At 47.1% G+C, this 14,740-nt stretch carries 15 protein-coding genes and 4 pseudogenes; all 19 read right to left on the bottom strand.

What is annotated here, in order from left to right; translation table 11 throughout:
- Nucleotides 1-79: 79 nt before the first annotated feature.
- A pseudogene (locus FGQ86_RS15475) lies at nucleotides 80-370 on the bottom strand (antirestriction protein ArdA); the annotation flags it as partial.
- A gap of 12 nt (nucleotides 371-382) precedes the next feature.
- Nucleotides 383-877, bottom strand: coding sequence for an antirestriction protein ArdA (locus FGQ86_RS15470; RefSeq protein ID WP_070504131.1), 495 nt, complete (start codon nucleotides 875-877; stop codon nucleotides 383-385).
- Between the two features lie 12 nt (nucleotides 878-889).
- Nucleotides 890-1,106, bottom strand: a pseudogene (locus tag FGQ86_RS16635) (conjugal transfer protein); the annotation flags it as partial.
- A gap of 3 nt (nucleotides 1,107-1,109) precedes the next feature.
- Nucleotides 1,110-1,331, bottom strand: a complete 222-nt coding sequence (locus FGQ86_RS15460) for a hypothetical protein (protein ID WP_010817890.1) — start codon at nucleotides 1,329-1,331, stop codon at nucleotides 1,110-1,112.
- Nucleotides 1,328-1,468 (bottom strand): DUF3789 domain-containing protein, encoded by a 141-nt coding sequence (locus FGQ86_RS15455; protein WP_070504084.1) that lies wholly within the window; start codon nucleotides 1,466-1,468, stop codon nucleotides 1,328-1,330. Before FGQ86_RS15455 ends, FGQ86_RS15460 begins: the two co-directional genes overlap by 4 nt.
- A 2-nt stretch (nucleotides 1,469-1,470) precedes the next feature.
- Nucleotides 1,471-2,664, bottom strand: coding sequence for a MobT family relaxase (gene mobT / locus FGQ86_RS15450; RefSeq protein WP_070504081.1), 1,194 nt, complete (start codon nucleotides 2,662-2,664; stop codon nucleotides 1,471-1,473).
- Nucleotides 2,665-2,847: 183 nt separating this feature from the next.
- Nucleotides 2,848-4,251 carry an FtsK/SpoIIIE domain-containing protein gene (locus FGQ86_RS15445; RefSeq protein ID WP_070504078.1) on the bottom strand — a complete coding sequence of 468 codons (1,404 nt, stop codon included), beginning with the start codon at nucleotides 4,249-4,251 and terminating at the stop codon, nucleotides 2,848-2,850.
- A 10-nt stretch (nucleotides 4,252-4,261) separates the two neighbouring features.
- Nucleotides 4,262-4,627 (bottom strand): YdcP family protein, encoded by a 366-nt coding sequence (locus tag FGQ86_RS15440; RefSeq protein ID WP_070504076.1) that lies wholly within the window; start codon nucleotides 4,625-4,627, stop codon nucleotides 4,262-4,264.
- 15 nt (nucleotides 4,628-4,642) lie between these two features.
- Nucleotides 4,643-4,957, bottom strand: coding sequence for a YdcP family protein (locus FGQ86_RS15435; RefSeq protein WP_070504073.1), 315 nt, complete (start codon nucleotides 4,955-4,957; stop codon nucleotides 4,643-4,645).
- Between the two features lie 239 nt (nucleotides 4,958-5,196).
- A complete protein-coding gene (locus FGQ86_RS15430) occupies nucleotides 5,197-8,259 on the bottom strand; it encodes a VaFE repeat-containing surface-anchored protein (protein ID WP_138305019.1) in 3,063 nt (1,020 codons plus the stop codon).
- Nucleotides 8,260-8,325: 66 nt separating this feature from the next.
- The gene (locus tag FGQ86_RS15425) at nucleotides 8,326-8,568 is read right to left on the bottom strand and encodes a hypothetical protein (RefSeq protein ID WP_070504070.1); all 243 of its coding nucleotides are present in this window, start codon (nucleotides 8,566-8,568) and stop codon (nucleotides 8,326-8,328) included.
- Nucleotides 8,569-8,954: 386 nt separating this feature from the next.
- A pseudogene (locus FGQ86_RS15420) lies at nucleotides 8,955-9,620 on the bottom strand (site-specific integrase); the annotation flags it as partial.
- Nucleotides 9,589-10,281 carry a response regulator transcription factor gene (locus FGQ86_RS15415; protein ID WP_138305017.1) on the bottom strand — a complete coding sequence of 231 codons (693 nt, stop codon included), beginning with the start codon at nucleotides 10,279-10,281 and terminating at the stop codon, nucleotides 9,589-9,591. The gene FGQ86_RS15415 and the pseudogene FGQ86_RS15420, both read right to left, overlap by 32 nt.
- Before the next feature lie 91 nt (nucleotides 10,282-10,372).
- Nucleotides 10,373-10,882, bottom strand: coding sequence for an ABC transporter permease (locus FGQ86_RS15410; RefSeq protein ID WP_171031590.1), 510 nt, complete (start codon nucleotides 10,880-10,882; stop codon nucleotides 10,373-10,375).
- Nucleotides 10,879-11,955 (bottom strand): ABC transporter permease, encoded by a 1,077-nt coding sequence (locus FGQ86_RS15405; RefSeq protein ID WP_138305013.1) that lies wholly within the window; start codon nucleotides 11,953-11,955, stop codon nucleotides 10,879-10,881. The genes FGQ86_RS15410 and FGQ86_RS15405 overlap by 4 nt, the downstream gene beginning before the upstream one ends.
- Before the next feature lie 8 nt (nucleotides 11,956-11,963).
- Nucleotides 11,964-12,068: pseudogene (locus FGQ86_RS16630) on the bottom strand (relaxase); the annotation flags it as partial.
- Nucleotides 12,069-12,147: 79 nt separating this feature from the next.
- Nucleotides 12,148-12,582, bottom strand: coding sequence for a hypothetical protein (locus tag FGQ86_RS15400; RefSeq protein WP_138305011.1), 435 nt, complete (start codon nucleotides 12,580-12,582; stop codon nucleotides 12,148-12,150).
- The gene (locus FGQ86_RS15395) at nucleotides 12,575-13,372 is read right to left on the bottom strand and encodes a PDDEXK nuclease domain-containing protein (protein ID WP_330636981.1); all 798 of its coding nucleotides are present in this window, start codon (nucleotides 13,370-13,372) and stop codon (nucleotides 12,575-12,577) included. Before FGQ86_RS15395 ends, FGQ86_RS15400 begins: the two co-directional genes overlap by 8 nt.
- A 189-nt stretch (nucleotides 13,373-13,561) precedes the next feature.
- Nucleotides 13,562-14,434 (bottom strand): sulfite exporter TauE/SafE family protein, encoded by an 873-nt coding sequence (locus FGQ86_RS15390; protein ID WP_033124594.1) that lies wholly within the window; start codon nucleotides 14,432-14,434, stop codon nucleotides 13,562-13,564.
- Nucleotides 14,435-14,740 lie beyond the last annotated feature (306 nt).

The raw sequence follows: 14,740 nt of genomic DNA, 5'->3' as shown, positions 1-14,740 counted from the left end.
AAACGGACAGCTCTTAGTAAGTTAAGATGAGGATAAATTTCTCATTTTAACTTGCGCTAAATCTTGACATAGGACCATAGAGTTCCTCCACACTCGCAAAATGGGTGAGCAAATCGTCCACCACTTCACTGATAGGATAATCCAGTTCCTCAATCATAGCGCACAGCCGGTTGACTTCTTCAATCGGCGTATATTCGTCCACAGGGAACGGCAGCTCATAATCATGGATAGCATATTCTTCATAATTGCCATTCAAGCCGATACGCTCTGCCATCTCGTCGTAGTCCACCGGCGGCGTAAACCATGCGCCTACCAGCTCGCCCTCATTGTATTTGCCTAAGTTGGCGATATAGACACGCATTTCCTCCATAGGCGCACCGCCTTATTGATAGCGGAACACACCGCTGGAAGTGAACAGGTATCTGTCGCTTTGTTCCAGCTCACGCCCATAGGAAGCATAGTCGATATGTGCCGTAAGCTCCGGCGGCAGCTCCCCGAAACAGTGTTCCTCCAAAATGCGATACTTCGCTAAAGCGGTAGGGTCTGCCACGTCATAGTGGAGTATCTCGTCCTTGTGGTTGAGAAAATCTTCGATATTCTGAAACCATTTATAGACAATCGCCTGTAATTCCTTTCCCACAGGTGTACCCTCGATTTCCTGTATCTGGCGGCAGATACCATTGATTTCCCACAGGCTCATGCTGGGCGTAAGGGAAAAGGGAAGCTCATAGTCGGCAATCTCGATTTCCTCCACTTCTTTGACACCAAGCTTTTCTTTTACTTCCTCAAAATCTACCGGGCAGTCAAACCATTCCCCGGTGTACCCGTCCTCGTCCTCCGAGTAGGGTTTTGTGATGTTAAGGATATAAAGTCTCATTTCATACATTGCTTTTTCATCACGTCCTTTCTAAACGTGCCATCACTTCTGTTAAGATAGCATACTTCACGCCGAATACATAACGTGAAAAGTCCTCTAGCTGCTGTTTTGGATACTCGGCAAGGGGAAGCCGCTTCATCTCGAACCAGACCGCCCGTTTGTAGTAGGGCAAGTCCGAGATGTAAGAGCAGCCGATCCTTGCCTGTATGTCGGTAAAAATATCACGCATATATTATGCCCCGATAATACGGTTGAACAACTCCAGCAGCACATCTTTTACGCCACCGGCATTGAATACCAGACCTACCGCAATGAGCGCAATTACCAGAAAGCCGATAAGTTTGGAAAATTCACGCTTAAAGCCTAAGTAGATACCGATTACAACAATCGCCATCAGCACTAAGCTCTGTGCATTGCTTAAAAACCAGTTGTATAAGTTCTGACCGAAATTCATTTATCCTCATTCCTTTCTGCTTTAATATTTTTCATTTCTTCGTCGGCTGCTTTGCCTACCTGTAAAATACACATCAGCACCACGCCGATACCCATACCTGCCGACACCAGCAGCAGGTCACAAAATAAATGCCACATATCTATTCCTCCATAATCATTTCTTCCGTACTCACCGAAAGCTGCTGCAAGACCTTTTTCAGCCGGTCAGTGAGCTTTGCGTTTTTCACCATATCCCGGATAATGGTGGTATCGTTCTGCTTATCCAGTGTTTCCGCTACCTGTAAAGTAGGGGCGACCTGTCGTGCCAGCCAGTTCAGCGTGCGGTTAAAGTCATAGGGTTCTGGCTGTGTCGTCAGCTTCAAACGCCCCCGGTCTTTTCCGAGAAACCATGCCCACCGCTCATTGGTCTGCCACTCGCTCCGGCGTTTCGTGTCGTCTTTATCGACAAAGCGCACATAGCGGTTAATGATAGAAAAAGCGGTACGTTCAGCGTCATAGTATGTCAGCAAATCACGCACCGCATAATAGGCACGCTCATTTTTTAAGCGGATTTCAAAGCGGTTTTTGATGGGCGTTTCCTCTAAGGGAATGTCATATTTTACAAGCTGCTCATAATCTTTCTCGTAGATACAGAAGTAAACCTCTGATTTCAGAGAGCCGATATACAGCGTGTTTCCCATGCTGGATTTATTTTCTTCACGGCTCTGTACCAGCTCGCCGGAACGGTAAGATTTAAAACTCCGAAAGACAGAGATACATTCCTCATTCCGGCACTTTTTTGTCAGTTCTGGAATATCCAGTATCCCCACCATATCGTTGATAGCAAGGTCAAGGCGTTTTATCACGCCGCCCGCCACCAATGCGTCCATGAGAAAGTCATACCAGCTCCTATGCTGTGCCAGCAGGAAATTTTCAAACTGTCGGCAGCCTTTTCCTTTCAGTTCCAGCAGCACGCCTTTTTCCACGTCGGGGGATACCAGAACGAAAATATCTCCCATGTAGTAATGCTCTGGATAGTTATAAAATCCGTAATCCTCATGTATCATAAAGTCCAGCTTCAATCTAAGGATTTTGCTCACAACAAACTGTACGTCCGTAGTCGGGAAGCGTATCCTTACATAGTCAAATAGCATGGTAAGCGGTGACTCCGGGTTATAACGTTCCAGAGCTTGCAGTAGATGTTCTTTCACGTCCTCGCTGGGAGCAGCACCGCCGGACTCAATCTTGTTCAGATATTGCCGGGTGATACCGGCTGCCACAGCGATTTTATTCTGTGAAACGCCGTAAGAGAGCCGCTTTTCCTTGAAGCTGGTTATCCAGTCTGTATCATTCAGTCAAATTCCTCCTATCTGCCAGTGTCAACTAAAAGCTATTCCAGTTGACACGCCCATCAGCACGAAAAGTCCTTAAAACACAAGGACTTTCCATACTTTTGAGACTGTTTCCTGTTGTAATTGTGCCCCCCTGTTAGATACCGGGGGCGAATAGTTGGCGTGGCTTGCGCCACACCAACACGGCTAGTCCGTGCCAGCGGCTTTCGCTTCGCACGCCGCCTGTCCGTCCTGCCTTTGCTGCATGAGTCTCCCGATTTCTTTTAGAAAATCATGCCCTTTTGGTACTAAGGGAGTGTAAAACTCCGATATGACATTTGTTCCCACGTCAACGTAGCCACGCCCTTTGATCTGCTTCAGAAAAAAGTCCTTGTCTACTTCCCCGAACATCATAGAGTATCCCAGCTCGCTCATGCGCCCTAATGCCACACGGAAATTAAACTGGTCACGGATACCGTCACCGAGATACTTTGCGTCTGGACGCTGACAGGCAAGGATAAGGAAGTATCCGGCTTGCCGACCAAGCATGACAATCTGTTTCAGCTTGTTCAAGACCGCAGCGTTTTCCTTTGTCGTCAGCATTTCCATAAATGCCACATACTCGTCAAAAATAAGGAAGTGGGGCGGCAAGTTAAGATAGGCGTAGTTTTCCCCGGTCTTGTAGCCGTCCATTAGCTTCATAGCTTCACTCCGCTCCATCATACCGTCGTAGAAACGCTCGATACAGGCGGTAATATCCTCCTTGCGGTAATAGACCTCCGGCATGACAGCGGATAAATCGGCAAGGTCAGCGTTCTTAGGGTCAAGTACATACATCTGTGCGTTGGTACGCAGCAGAGCTTCAATGATGGTAAGGATAAAATAGGTTTTTCCTCCACCTGTGCCACCGGCTATGAGCATATGAGGGAGCTTGTCATATTCCCATGATACGTTAGCCATGAGCTTTAGGCTGCCGTGCGCCGCCTGTACTTCGTCAATAGTGATACGGTTCGCAATGGTGTCATAGAGCAGCACATACTCCACAAAGCTGTCTTTCAGCTCTTTGGATACCAGTTCGCAATATAAGCCGGTTTCCAGCTTCTTCTCCAAATGTAAGAGCTGCTCTTGATACTTTCCCAGTGTGATCTCTGCCTGTATATGGATAAGTCCATGCTCCAGCCGATAGTACACTTTGGGAAAGTGGGTGATTTTCTCTCTGGAACGGCTGTCCGGCAGGTCTTTGAAAAAACCGCCATCCTGTGTCTTTTCAGACTCATACCACCCATTCTCTAATATCATGCGTGCCAGCTTTTGCCGGTGGGAAAGCTGTTTTACTTTATCCGGCAGGAAATACCGATACAAAAAGGCAGCCGCCACACTCACCGCACCGGCTACCATGACAGAACCTATCATGTATGGCGTGACGGTCAGATGGAGGCTGCCCTCATGGAGCAGAGAAGCTGATTTCCAGTCCGTATGAAACAGCGTGCCGATATTTAAGAGCAGCACCACCACAAGGAACACCAGAAGCAGAAAGCCGGTTGCCGTGCGGAATACAAGCGTCCTGTCACTTGCCCGGATACGGTTGCCCTTTCTCTGAAAATGTCTCATAGGGTATCACCTATTTCTTCTGTGTCTGGTTCTGATTACCGGCAGCCGGTTTATTTCTTAACACAATATCGTCTGCCTTGATATACCAGTCCACATCTGCCCCTTGAAACGTAGCTGTCGCCACAGTGTCGGCTACCGGGTTGATAAGCTCCACCTCGGCGTTATAGTCAAATTCTTTTAAAGGCACGCTCGCCGGAATGGATACCTGTATCATGCGCCCCTGTCCTCTGGACTTCAAATCGTAGGTACGCTCCTTGATTTCCTCGGACACCGTACCGTCCTCATTCTGGACGTGTACCTCACGGCGTAAAGCTGAAAATTTCAAAATCCCGAAAGTTTTCTCTTTGTCAATGATAATCCCGTTTGCTAATCTCATCTGTTCTGTACCTCCTTATGCTTTCACCATATCATCAGCGGATAAAATGTAATTGGTAAATCCACGGCTGCCGATTTTGTAGCCGGTAGCGGTGATTTTAGGGTTAATGAGCTTCACCTTTTCCTCAATTTCAAAGTTCTTCTCACCAGCGGAAGCCGGGAGAAATACCACAATATCATCTGCACGCTGCACGTCAGAGTACAGGTTGTAGCTCCGGGAAACGACTGTCATACGTCCGTTGATCCGTCGCTGATCGACCTTGCCCTCACCGGCATATTCCAGATTTCCGAATGTTTTTTCCATATTAGGGATAACGTGTTTTAATTCCATAAATTTCTTTACCTCGTTTCTTTCTATAGTTTTGAATATGATAGTTTCATTCTGCCTTGCAGAGAATATCTGTCTGCTTGTGGATAATCAAGGGCAGGCGTTGTGCTTCGCACCCTTGACAATCCCCATGCAGAAAGATTTAGGACAAACAAGCAGAATTTAGGTAACGTGTCAGCCGCAAGGACTGAATAAAGATAGAGGCGGTGAACGGATATGTAGTTCCATAGGCAGCCACCCGGTTATTTACGCTTTAAGGAGCGGAATTTCCTGTAAGCAGCAAAAGCAATACCAGCCGCAGACAGTCCGAGCATGACAGCAAAGGCGGCTATATTCGTAGTATCGCCCGTTTTAGGAGCGTCCGTTGATTTTGTCGGAGTCTCCGGCGTGTCGGGTGTCTCTGGAGTTTCTGGTGTATCCGGCTGCTCTGGTTCTTCCGGCACTTCCTTGATTGTCACAGTCTGCCCCTCGTCGGTGATGTCTTTATGCTCTGTGACTTTTACCGGCTCGTCCGGGTTTGTCACGTCGTAAAGCTCCTCGAATGTGACAAGCTGCTTTCCGGCAAGAGAGGAAGCGTCAAAGGTAAAGACAATTTCAACCTCCATATTCTCACTGTCAGCCGTAAAGGTATAATCATTCTCCACACGTTTACCGTCAATGAGCAGCTCCGCATTTTCGTCTTTTACCATCTGCCAGCCTTTGAGCTGATAAGCTGTACCAACTTCCAGACCGCTAAGAGTGACGGTATCCACGATAGTCACCTCTTTACCGGCAGTGATTTCCTTTTCACCGTCCGAACCTGTCGCCGTTGTGTGGATTTCAATTATCCGCTCGGTAATAAGTACGGTCTGCCCCTCGTCGTCAATGTCCTTATGTTCCGCTACCTTTACCGGCTCGTCCGGGTTCGTCACGTCGTAGAGTTCCTCAAAAGTCACCAGATTTTTCCCGGCAAGGGCAGAAGCATTAAAGGTAAAGGATACCTCAACCTCCACCTGCTCTTTATTTGCGGTAAAGGTGTAATCACTCTGCACCGGCTCGCCGTCAATGAGCAGCTCGGCGTTTTCATCTTTTACCATCTGCCAGCCTTTGAGCTGGTACTTTGTACCGACTTCCAGACCATCTAAAGCGACGGTATCCACGATAGTCACCTCTTTACCGGCAATGATGGACTTCTCACCGTCCGCACCTGTGGCTGTGGTATGGATAGTAAGCTCTTTCTCGTATTCGTCCGTCAGTGTTCCTAAGTCAATGACTATCTTATCTTTGGATACCACGATTTCAAAGGCAGGAATAAGTTGAAAGCCTTTGTTGCTGTCGCAGCGGAGTTCCTCAATCTCGTAGGTGTCATACAGGAGCGCACCTTTGGAGTCGTCCGGCTCTGATGTGCCGAACCAGATACCGTCCTCGCTGTTCTTGCCCTCGTTTGTGTTCTGCTTGTGGGATACCCATGCAGAAGAAGTGGAAAACTGACCGTTTGCGTCCGTCACAATGATATGACTCTCGCCGGTAGTCTTGCTCGTGATCCGAAACGGAACATTTGCAAGACGCTGATGTGTTCCGGCACCAATCTTCACACCCTCAATGTCGCCACGCTTAATCTGGTTATAGATGGACGTATCTTCGCCGGTCAAATCCACGATTTTCCCGTTCTCTGTGATGGAAAACTCTACCGCTTTAGCGCCCTCGGTCAGATAACCGTCGGGAGCTTCGCTTTCTTCGATACGGTATTTCCCGTATGGCAGCGTGTCCGCAGCAGTAGAAGCGATACCGTCAATGCCGGTACGGATTGTTTTAACGACTTCGCCCTTATTGTAGAGCTTGCCGTCTACCAGCACGGGATTGTCATTGAGCGTGATAATCTCAAAGGCAGCGTCTTTCAGCGTTGCGCCGCCCTGTGCTTTGGTATCCTTTGTCTCTAAATCCCGTTTCTGTATCTGCACGCCGCCACGAATGACCTTGTCGGATACAGAAAATTGATTGCTGCCGGTAAGGACAGCCAGCTCCCCGTCCTCGGTAATCTGTGTGATATACAAGCCGGTAATCTGTTCTTCGCTTCCGGCAGCTTGCATATATGCGCCCTCTAACAGATAGCCGGAGGGAGACTTTGTTTCTTCCACGGTCAGCGTACCCAGCGGAAGCACGGCTGCTCCGTCCTGTGTATAAAAGCTGTCGCCGGATACCTTATATTTATCAGCCAGCCGGGATACATAGTGAACCGTGCCGTCGCTGTCTTTTTCAGCGAGTGTCTTTGTCGTCCACGTCCTTGTAGGCTCTGACGGGAGGTTGTCAGCCGTATAATATCCGGCATAGAAATTCCATGTAAACTCTGCACCCTCTAAGGAAGCGTTACCCTGTGCGGTAGCTTTTCCTGTCTCCATATCAATCTTAAACAGTTCGATAAGGGTATCTATGACCTTTGGCGTATCCGATACGCTCAAAGTGGCGGTCTTTCCGGCTTCCACGGATAACGGATACACAGTCTTGTCCAGCTTGTAGCCAGCCGGAGCGGACAGCTCCTTGATATAGACCGTACCAGCTTTGACCTCCACGGTTTCTGTATTTCCGCTGGTATCCGTTGTAAGGGTGGCAAGCTGCTCTGTGCAGCCTTTATCAGAATAGACACCATAAACCGCACCGGCGATTGAATAATTCCCGTTGCCGTCTGTAATGCCGGTATTACTGGAAGTCTTTTTCAGTGTGGCATTTCCGACAGCCAGCTTCGCCCAGAACTGACCTAATTCCTGCCCCTCGCCGGAGTAGATATAGCCGCCGCACTCATACCGTCCTTTATTCTCACTGACAAAGGCTTTCGCACCGCTGTAGACTTCGTCCTGTACTGCCTTTGAGATTTCATCATAGGAAGCACGGACGTTATCGCACTGCCAGCCAAGATGAACGCTCAAACGCTGCCAGACCACACACTGTTCCAGCAAGTAGACCTGTTTATAATTCAGACTGCTGTGACTGGCGGCATACTGTTTGACGTATTCCAGCGAGAGGGCAACGTCAGCGATCTGGTCTGCACTCATGCGTGTGCTTGCGTCCGCTCTGGTCTTGTATCCATTGCGGAAGTCTGTGTTGATGTCAATACAGTAGGCTGTCTCGCCCTCCACTTTCATAATGCCCTCATTAAAGGTTGAACCGATAGAGCCGTCGTTCATCACCTTTTCAATATGACCGGCTCGTTCTGCTGACTCTGTCCAGTATTGCGTCTCGGCAGCATGAACCTGTGAAGCCGGTAGAGTGGTAAACACCGCTGCCAGACTAAGGAAACCAGCCAGCAGCCGGTTGAGTATCTTTTTCATATGGATTGTTTTCTCCTTTCATTTTGGGTACAAAAAAGGACGCTCATTTCTGAACGTCCTAAAAAATCATATCTGAACTTTTAAGGAATACTTGTACTCCGCATAATGTTCACCCAGCACATAATCAATCACATTTGCTTTTGGTATAAGATAGGTAGAGCGGATATAAAAATGTTTGACCTTGTTCTGCCGCATGAGCTTTCTTGCGGTGGTGTCGCCTATGCCGCCCAGCATTTCTCTGAACTGTTCCAAATTCACAAGGTCTGGATAATCCTTAAATCGTTCTTCGTAATATTCTTTATTCCTCATTCTTCGTCAGCTCCTTATATCAGATTGTCAGTGATAGGTGCTGACTGCTTTTCTTCTATAAATATATTTATAAGTATCTTGCCGGGAGGGGAGTAATGAATATCCCTCCACATCCCTCCTAATATCCCTCCAACGGGAAAATTTACTTGCCAAACCGCAATTTTTCAATTATCCTTTATCTGTAAGGTTTATTTGTTGCCAATGACTGAAAGGACTTGAATTTATGCGGTTTTCGCCGGTTTTTCAGTACCATTCAACACCAGTATGTTCCAGATACTTCTGAATGGTTTGTAAAACTCAAAATCGTGTGGAGAAATCCGTGTGGGTTCGAGTCCCACCACCGGCACCAGAATTTTCAGCCCTGAGCTTCACGGTTCAGGGCTTTTTTACTGCCCGATGGTCTGTACCCCAGTATTCTCAGGATAAAAGGCAAGGATCGCATTTGCAGACGAAACCTTGCTGCTGTAATCCAGGTGGGTGTAGATGTTGGAAGTCGTTCCAATATCACTGTGTCCCAGCCATTCCTGGATTTCTTTCAGACTGACGCCGTTTGCGTAAAGCAGGCTGGCACAGCTGTGACGAAGGTCATGGAAACGAATCTTTTTCAGACCGTTCTTTTTTAGCACAGTCTCAAAATGCTGGGTGATGAAGTTCGGCTTCACAAGCTCGCCTATCGCGTTGACATAGATATAATCCAGATACTTCTGGCAATAAGCGTTTCCGCATACCTTCTGATTGACCAGCTGTTCCTGTTTGAGACGGTGCAGCAATTCTTCAAAGGGCGGAACCAGCGGCAGTGTGCGATAGCTGGATTTCGTCTTGGTTCGGTCTTTCTGGATCGTGACTTCCTTGCCGTCTACTGTGACCTGTGTAACCGTGTGCTTGATTGTGAACGTCTTTTTCTCAAAGTCAATGGCGTCCCATTTCAGACCGACAACTTCGCTGCGGCGCAGGCCGTAAAATGCGGCCAGAATAACAGCCAGTTCAATCGGATCGCCGCGCACCACATTGAAAAGAGTTTCAAGCTCGTCTTGATTGTAGATAGCCAACACCTCGGATCGTTTCAATCACAGCTTCTTCTGATGCTGTATCACCCAGCTTTTTTCTGAGCCTTCCCACATAAACACTCAGAGTGTTTTCATTGACAAATTCGCCGGCCCCTTTCCAGATGTTGTTCAATATCTGATCCCTTGTGAGGATTTGCCCACGGTTATTGAGAAAGATGAGCAAAAGCTTATACTCCATAGCAGTCAGAATTACTTCTTCATTCCCACAGTAAACTTTTCCAGTGCTAAGATTCACTTGATTCTTTCCTACCGCCACAATCTTGGGCTGGAGATTTGTTTCTCCAATTCCGTATCGCCGCAAAATAGCTTTCATTCTCGCCAGTAATTCACGGACACGAAAAGGGTTCGCAATATAATCGTCAGCTCCTAAATCCAGTGCCCTGACTGTACTCACTTCATCATCACAGGATGTCAGAAAGAGGATGGGAACCTGACTTGTTTCCCGTATTTTTTGACATATATCGAAGCCATTTCCGTCAGGAAGAATCACATCTAAGAGGCAAAAGTCAAACGATGGTTTTTCCTGAACAAATTCAAGGGCAGCCTTCACCGTTCCAGCTACAGAGACCTCATAGCCTTCACTCATCAGGGAATACTCCAACCCCTCTGCAATAATTTCATCATCCTCTACAATCAATATCCGCATATTACTCACCTTCCATTTTCGCTGTTTATCAGGGGTTGTTTCATAGCTGGATGGGTACTGGCCCCTATATCTCATGCCCCCAGATTATTTATTATATACTGTCCTGACGAATATTCTCAAGGATGTTCGTCATCCGTATTTTTCTGAAAGCATACCACATCATGAACAGCACCGCTCCAAAGGTGAGTATTACAGACACTATTTCCAGTACAATCGGAATTTGAAACTGAATACCTCCAAACAATAAGACAATACCCTTTTGGATTCCATATATAAGGATGGCAGAGAACAATATACCCCAGAGCAGGCTTCGGCCCAGAAGCAATATCCCCTCTAAACACACCATTTGAGCCAGCTGTTTTTTGGTCATACCTACGGAAATCAATGCCGCCATTTCCTGACGACGGCCCTGCATATATCCGCTGATAGAATTGTATAGATTCAACAGACAGATTAAAGAAACCAGCACAACAAAACATCCTGCCAGAAGCCGCAGCATTCCCACTGCAATATTCTTAAAATCCATCATATTGGCAAGTGAACCGGCGTCTATAAAATACAAATTTTGACTTCCTTCGTTCAAATTTTTCAGCTGTGTCAAAAGTGTATTCCCATTGGCACATATAATGACTGCCAGACGGATTCCCATTGTTCCATCCAATTTACGCCCGTACTGTTCTTCAAATCTGATACAATAGCCTTATATTCCTCCTCGGCCCCTTCAGTGCCTCGGACAAACAGGACGCCTGATTCATCCTGCTTCATGGCTACAGTACCGATGGCTCCATCCCCCTGCGCCTTTTTTTCTGCCACCTGCACTAACATAGATGTTCCAGCAGCTGTAACCAACAGCAAAACGAGGAAAACTGTCACTGCGCGCCGAATTCCCGCTGTACGTTTGTTTTGTCTGTGAATAAATTTTTCAGCCAGGAAAACTTCCGCATTTTGTTTTTTGGAATTTTTCCATTTTGTCCTATATTGTTTCTCTTTGCTTTGCAGATTTCCTCGAATGCTTTCGACAGCACCTATTTTCCCTACCTTATATGCCGGGAGAGAAGCGGAAATAAACACCGTTCCCACGCTCACCAAAACGATGAACAGAATCGACTCTGGAGTGACTTTTAATGAACTCGTCTGTCCAGATAGAGAAATGCCCACAATTCCTGAAAACCTCATCAAATAGGGCATTAACCCTCCGATTCCTATCTTGACCGCAAATAATCCCGCCAGGATTCCTACTGGAAGCGCAAAGATCAGAAGCATTCCAGCCTCATAATATACACTGCTTCTTTTCTGTTTACCCGTCGCTCCAATAGAAGAAAGCATTCCCAGGTACATACTCCGCTCCCGGAAAGACAGATTAAAGACATTGTAAATCAGTATGATAGATGCACCTGCTATAAATATCAGGCCGAAAATCATAACTGCATTTACCAGAAGATCCAATGTTCCATTTGAGGAATTTCCGGTAAAGATCAAAAGGCTGTCATTAAACTCGATTTTTCGGCTCCCAGCCAAATCACGCAACTCTGCATGATAATTGGACGGGGTATGATTTAAATTCAACTGCAAAGAAGCATTAAAGTGAGCTGAATCTCCGTGAAACAAAGTAATTCCGGTATAAATACCGCTGTCGGTACTTTCAAAAAACGGTTGTTCTACAAAGCCCACCACCGTGTAAGTTCTGCTTTGTCTGGATTTTTTACATAGTCGATGATGTCGCTGATGGCCTTGCCAACGGTGCGGCCCTTGCCAGCGTGCAGTGGGATGATGCGGGTGGTGGCCATGTGGACGACCTCCTTCCTCAAAAAATAAGATAGCAACAAGCAAAAGAAAAAGGACGGCTCTGTAAAAGCTGTCCTTGTTTCATTGAACGTGGTCTATATTCGATTGCTGCTGTGTTTTCAGTTCTGCGGTCCGCTTGCTGTCTACAAAGTGGGTCGCATACCACTTTTCAACTTCTGGGTTGCCGCTTTTGCTGAACCGCAGCGGGATAACCGGCTTACGTCCCTGGCTGGTTTTCTTCTTCACGCCCCATCGCTTGTAGTAACAGAAAGAAGGCTTTAAGCCGGTTTTCTGTGCATACACCCGCATCTGGTGCATGATGAAAGAAAGCTTTCGTAGATTGACCGTGCAGACCCGTTCCAGGTAATCTACCTTTCCAAACCGCCAATCCTCATACTTCTGCTTTGGCAGGACGCCAATGTCCATCAACACATCTACCGGGGTGGCGTAACCTCGCCGCTGGCATTGGTGGTAAACCGACGAATGGACTTTTCCAATCAGCTCTTTCTCATTCATGGGAGGAACCATCATTTTTCTCATGCCAGTTTTTCAAGACAGCTTCCACCTGGGCAATCAATTGCTCCTTGTCCGGCATATAGAGAACATAGCGGGATGCAAAAATGTTGTTGGAAAGACCGCCCAACGCATATTCCGCCGCCACACTGTCTTTCTCGGTGCAGAGAATGATGCCGATAGGCGGGTTATCATCAGGGTCGTTGACTTCGGCCGCATAGTAGTTCAGGTACATATTGAGCTGTCCGGCGGCTTCCGGCGTCAGCTTTGTGGTTTTCAGCTCAATCAAAACATACGCCCGCAGAATTTTGTTGTAGAACACCATGTCCACATAATAGTGGGTATTGTTCAATGTAACCCGCTGCTGTGTTCCCACAAACATAAAACCGCGCCCCAGCTCCAGCAGGAACTTTTCGATCTGCGCTACCAGAGCCTTCTCCAAGTCGCTTTCCAACATGGGCTTGTTTTCCGGCACACCTAAAAATTCAAATACATACGGATCGCGGATAATATCGGCTGGCTGGTTGATCTCAATTCCTTTCTGCGCCAGAGAAAGGACCTTTTCTTTATTGGCGTCTCCGTTGGACAGCAACAGGCGCTCATAAAGAGAGCTGTCGATCTGCCGTTTCAGTTCTCGGACAGACCAGTTGGAATTGACGGCTTCCTTTTCATAAAAGCTGCGTTTGTTAGCGTCAGAGATGCTTAAAAGTTCGCAGTAGTGGGACCAGGACAATTTAACAGACACTGTCTGTTGAATTGAGTAGGTCTGATAAAAGCGCCGCATCCATATCATGTGGCAAATCTCCAGCGCATGAGCGCTATTGTAGCTGCTGAAATCAAAGGCACGCAGGAGTTGCTAGAAACCTATCGCATTTATCAGGAGTAAAAGCGGAAAAGGTCTGCGGTGATACCCGCAGGCCTTTATCCTCTCTATTCAATTTTCTCTCATGATTCCATCTTTCTGTTTTTTGTTTCCGTCGCTCTAGCCCTTCTGCTTTCTCGCATCGTGGAAGAACATCACCGCACAGATCACCATGACAACGCACACCAGGTATGTAAGCACAGTAAGAGGAAGAGATGTAACGATAAAGCCCGCGATCAAAACGCCAATAGCTCCGCTTATGATCATGGGTATTGTTGAGGCCCGGTTGTATTTTCCTTCCTTGATAAATGTAATGCCACAGGCCGGACAGAGGTATGCGCAGGATCCCATCATGACCGGGAAAGCCACGTCCGCACTCATTCCCAGCAGAAGGACAATAGCCATACAGGGAGCATACAGCCCAATGCCGGCCGTCATCAAGATGCCGAGGATAAAGTTCGCGATCACGCCCAGAGCCAGCATGCCGCCCTCCAGCCCTCTCGCTGTTCCCAGGATACCAAAGGGCCCCACAGCATTTATCTTGCACAGGGTGATGAGAGCCACAAGAATGAGAGCTACGCCCATGACAACCCTTATCTTCATAATGTCCAGTCTGGAAATGATCTTTGCGCCCAGGATAGATCCGATGATGGCCGCCGCGATCATAAGAACAAGCGTGAGGGAGTCCATCTCGATTCTGGTCATTGTGATCGTCGCCTCCACGCAGATCGGAATACCAAATGCCACGTTCAGAGTCCCCGGAATCAGATCGTCCCGCACAGATTTATTAAATTTCCAGGCCGATGTGGCAATAGCATAGCTTCCTATCCCCAGTGTGTCAAAAAAGTTTGCCACCATGCTGACAATTACATTGTACCCCATTTTGCTCTTGTCCAGTTCATCTCTGTGGGCCAGAATATCCCTGACCAGCACCACAAAAAATACTGCGGCAAAGATCCACATGATAATGAGTAATATTGTTGATGCGCTCATACTTTTTCCCTCCAAAAACCTTTTTGTGCATTGTAACTAACTAATGCATGAAAGTATTATAGTTCTTTGTCAAAAATTAGTCAAGAAAATTTTTAGTTTTTATTTTTATATATGCAATTTTGACAGATTATATTCCTCTTACAACTCAATATTTACTTCATTTGTCAGATTAGTCTTGTTATATTCGCACAGTTTTTATTATGGCTGCAACACTCCCTTCACAATCTCCAATCGGATAGGGGAGATTTGACCCTCCCCTTCCACACCACGTAGCGTACCGTTCAGTACTACGCGGTTCAATAGTTT

The sequence above is a fragment of the Clostridium sp. BSD2780061688st1 H5 genome, from assembly GCF_005845155.1.
GTDB classification, from domain to species: domain Bacteria; phylum Bacillota; class Clostridia; order Lachnospirales; family Lachnospiraceae; genus Claveliimonas; species Claveliimonas intestinigallinarum.
The sequence above is the reverse complement of the archived record's forward strand: the minus strand, read 5'-3'. Positions and strand labels throughout refer to the sequence as shown.

Coding starts and splice junctions, on each gene's coding strand:
- FGQ86_RS15470 (WP_070504131.1), bottom strand. CDS start 877: ATGAGACTTTATATCCTTAACATCACAAAACCCTACTCGGAGGACGAG.
- FGQ86_RS15460 (WP_010817890.1), bottom strand. CDS start 1,331: ATGAATTTCGGTCAGAACTTATACAACTGGTTTTTAAGCAATGCACAG.
- FGQ86_RS15455 (WP_070504084.1), bottom strand. CDS start 1,468: ATGTGGCATTTATTTTGTGACCTGCTGCTGGTGTCGGCAGGTATGGGT.
- FGQ86_RS15445 (WP_070504078.1), bottom strand. CDS start 4,251: ATGAGACATTTTCAGAGAAAGGGCAACCGTATCCGGGCAAGTGACAGG.
- FGQ86_RS15440 (WP_070504076.1), bottom strand. CDS start 4,627: ATGAGATTAGCAAACGGGATTATCATTGACAAAGAGAAAACTTTCGGG.
- FGQ86_RS15435 (WP_070504073.1), bottom strand. CDS start 4,957: ATGGAATTAAAACACGTTATCCCTAATATGGAAAAAACATTCGGAAAT.
- FGQ86_RS15430 (WP_138305019.1), bottom strand. CDS start 8,259: ATGAAAAAGATACTCAACCGGCTGCTGGCTGGTTTCCTTAGTCTGGCA.
- FGQ86_RS15425 (WP_070504070.1), bottom strand. CDS start 8,568: ATGAGGAATAAAGAATATTACGAAGAACGATTTAAGGATTATCCAGAC.
- FGQ86_RS15415 (WP_138305017.1), bottom strand. CDS start 10,281: ATGCGGATATTGATTGTAGAGGATGATGAAATTATTGCAGAGGGGTTG.
- FGQ86_RS15400 (WP_138305011.1), bottom strand. CDS start 12,582: ATGAATGAGAAAGAGCTGATTGGAAAAGTCCATTCGTCGGTTTACCAC.
- FGQ86_RS15395 (WP_330636981.1), bottom strand. CDS start 13,372: ATGATATGGATGCGGCGCTTTTATCAGACCTACTCAATTCAACAGACA.
- FGQ86_RS15390 (WP_033124594.1), bottom strand. CDS start 14,434: ATGAGCGCATCAACAATATTACTCATTATCATGTGGATCTTTGCCGCA.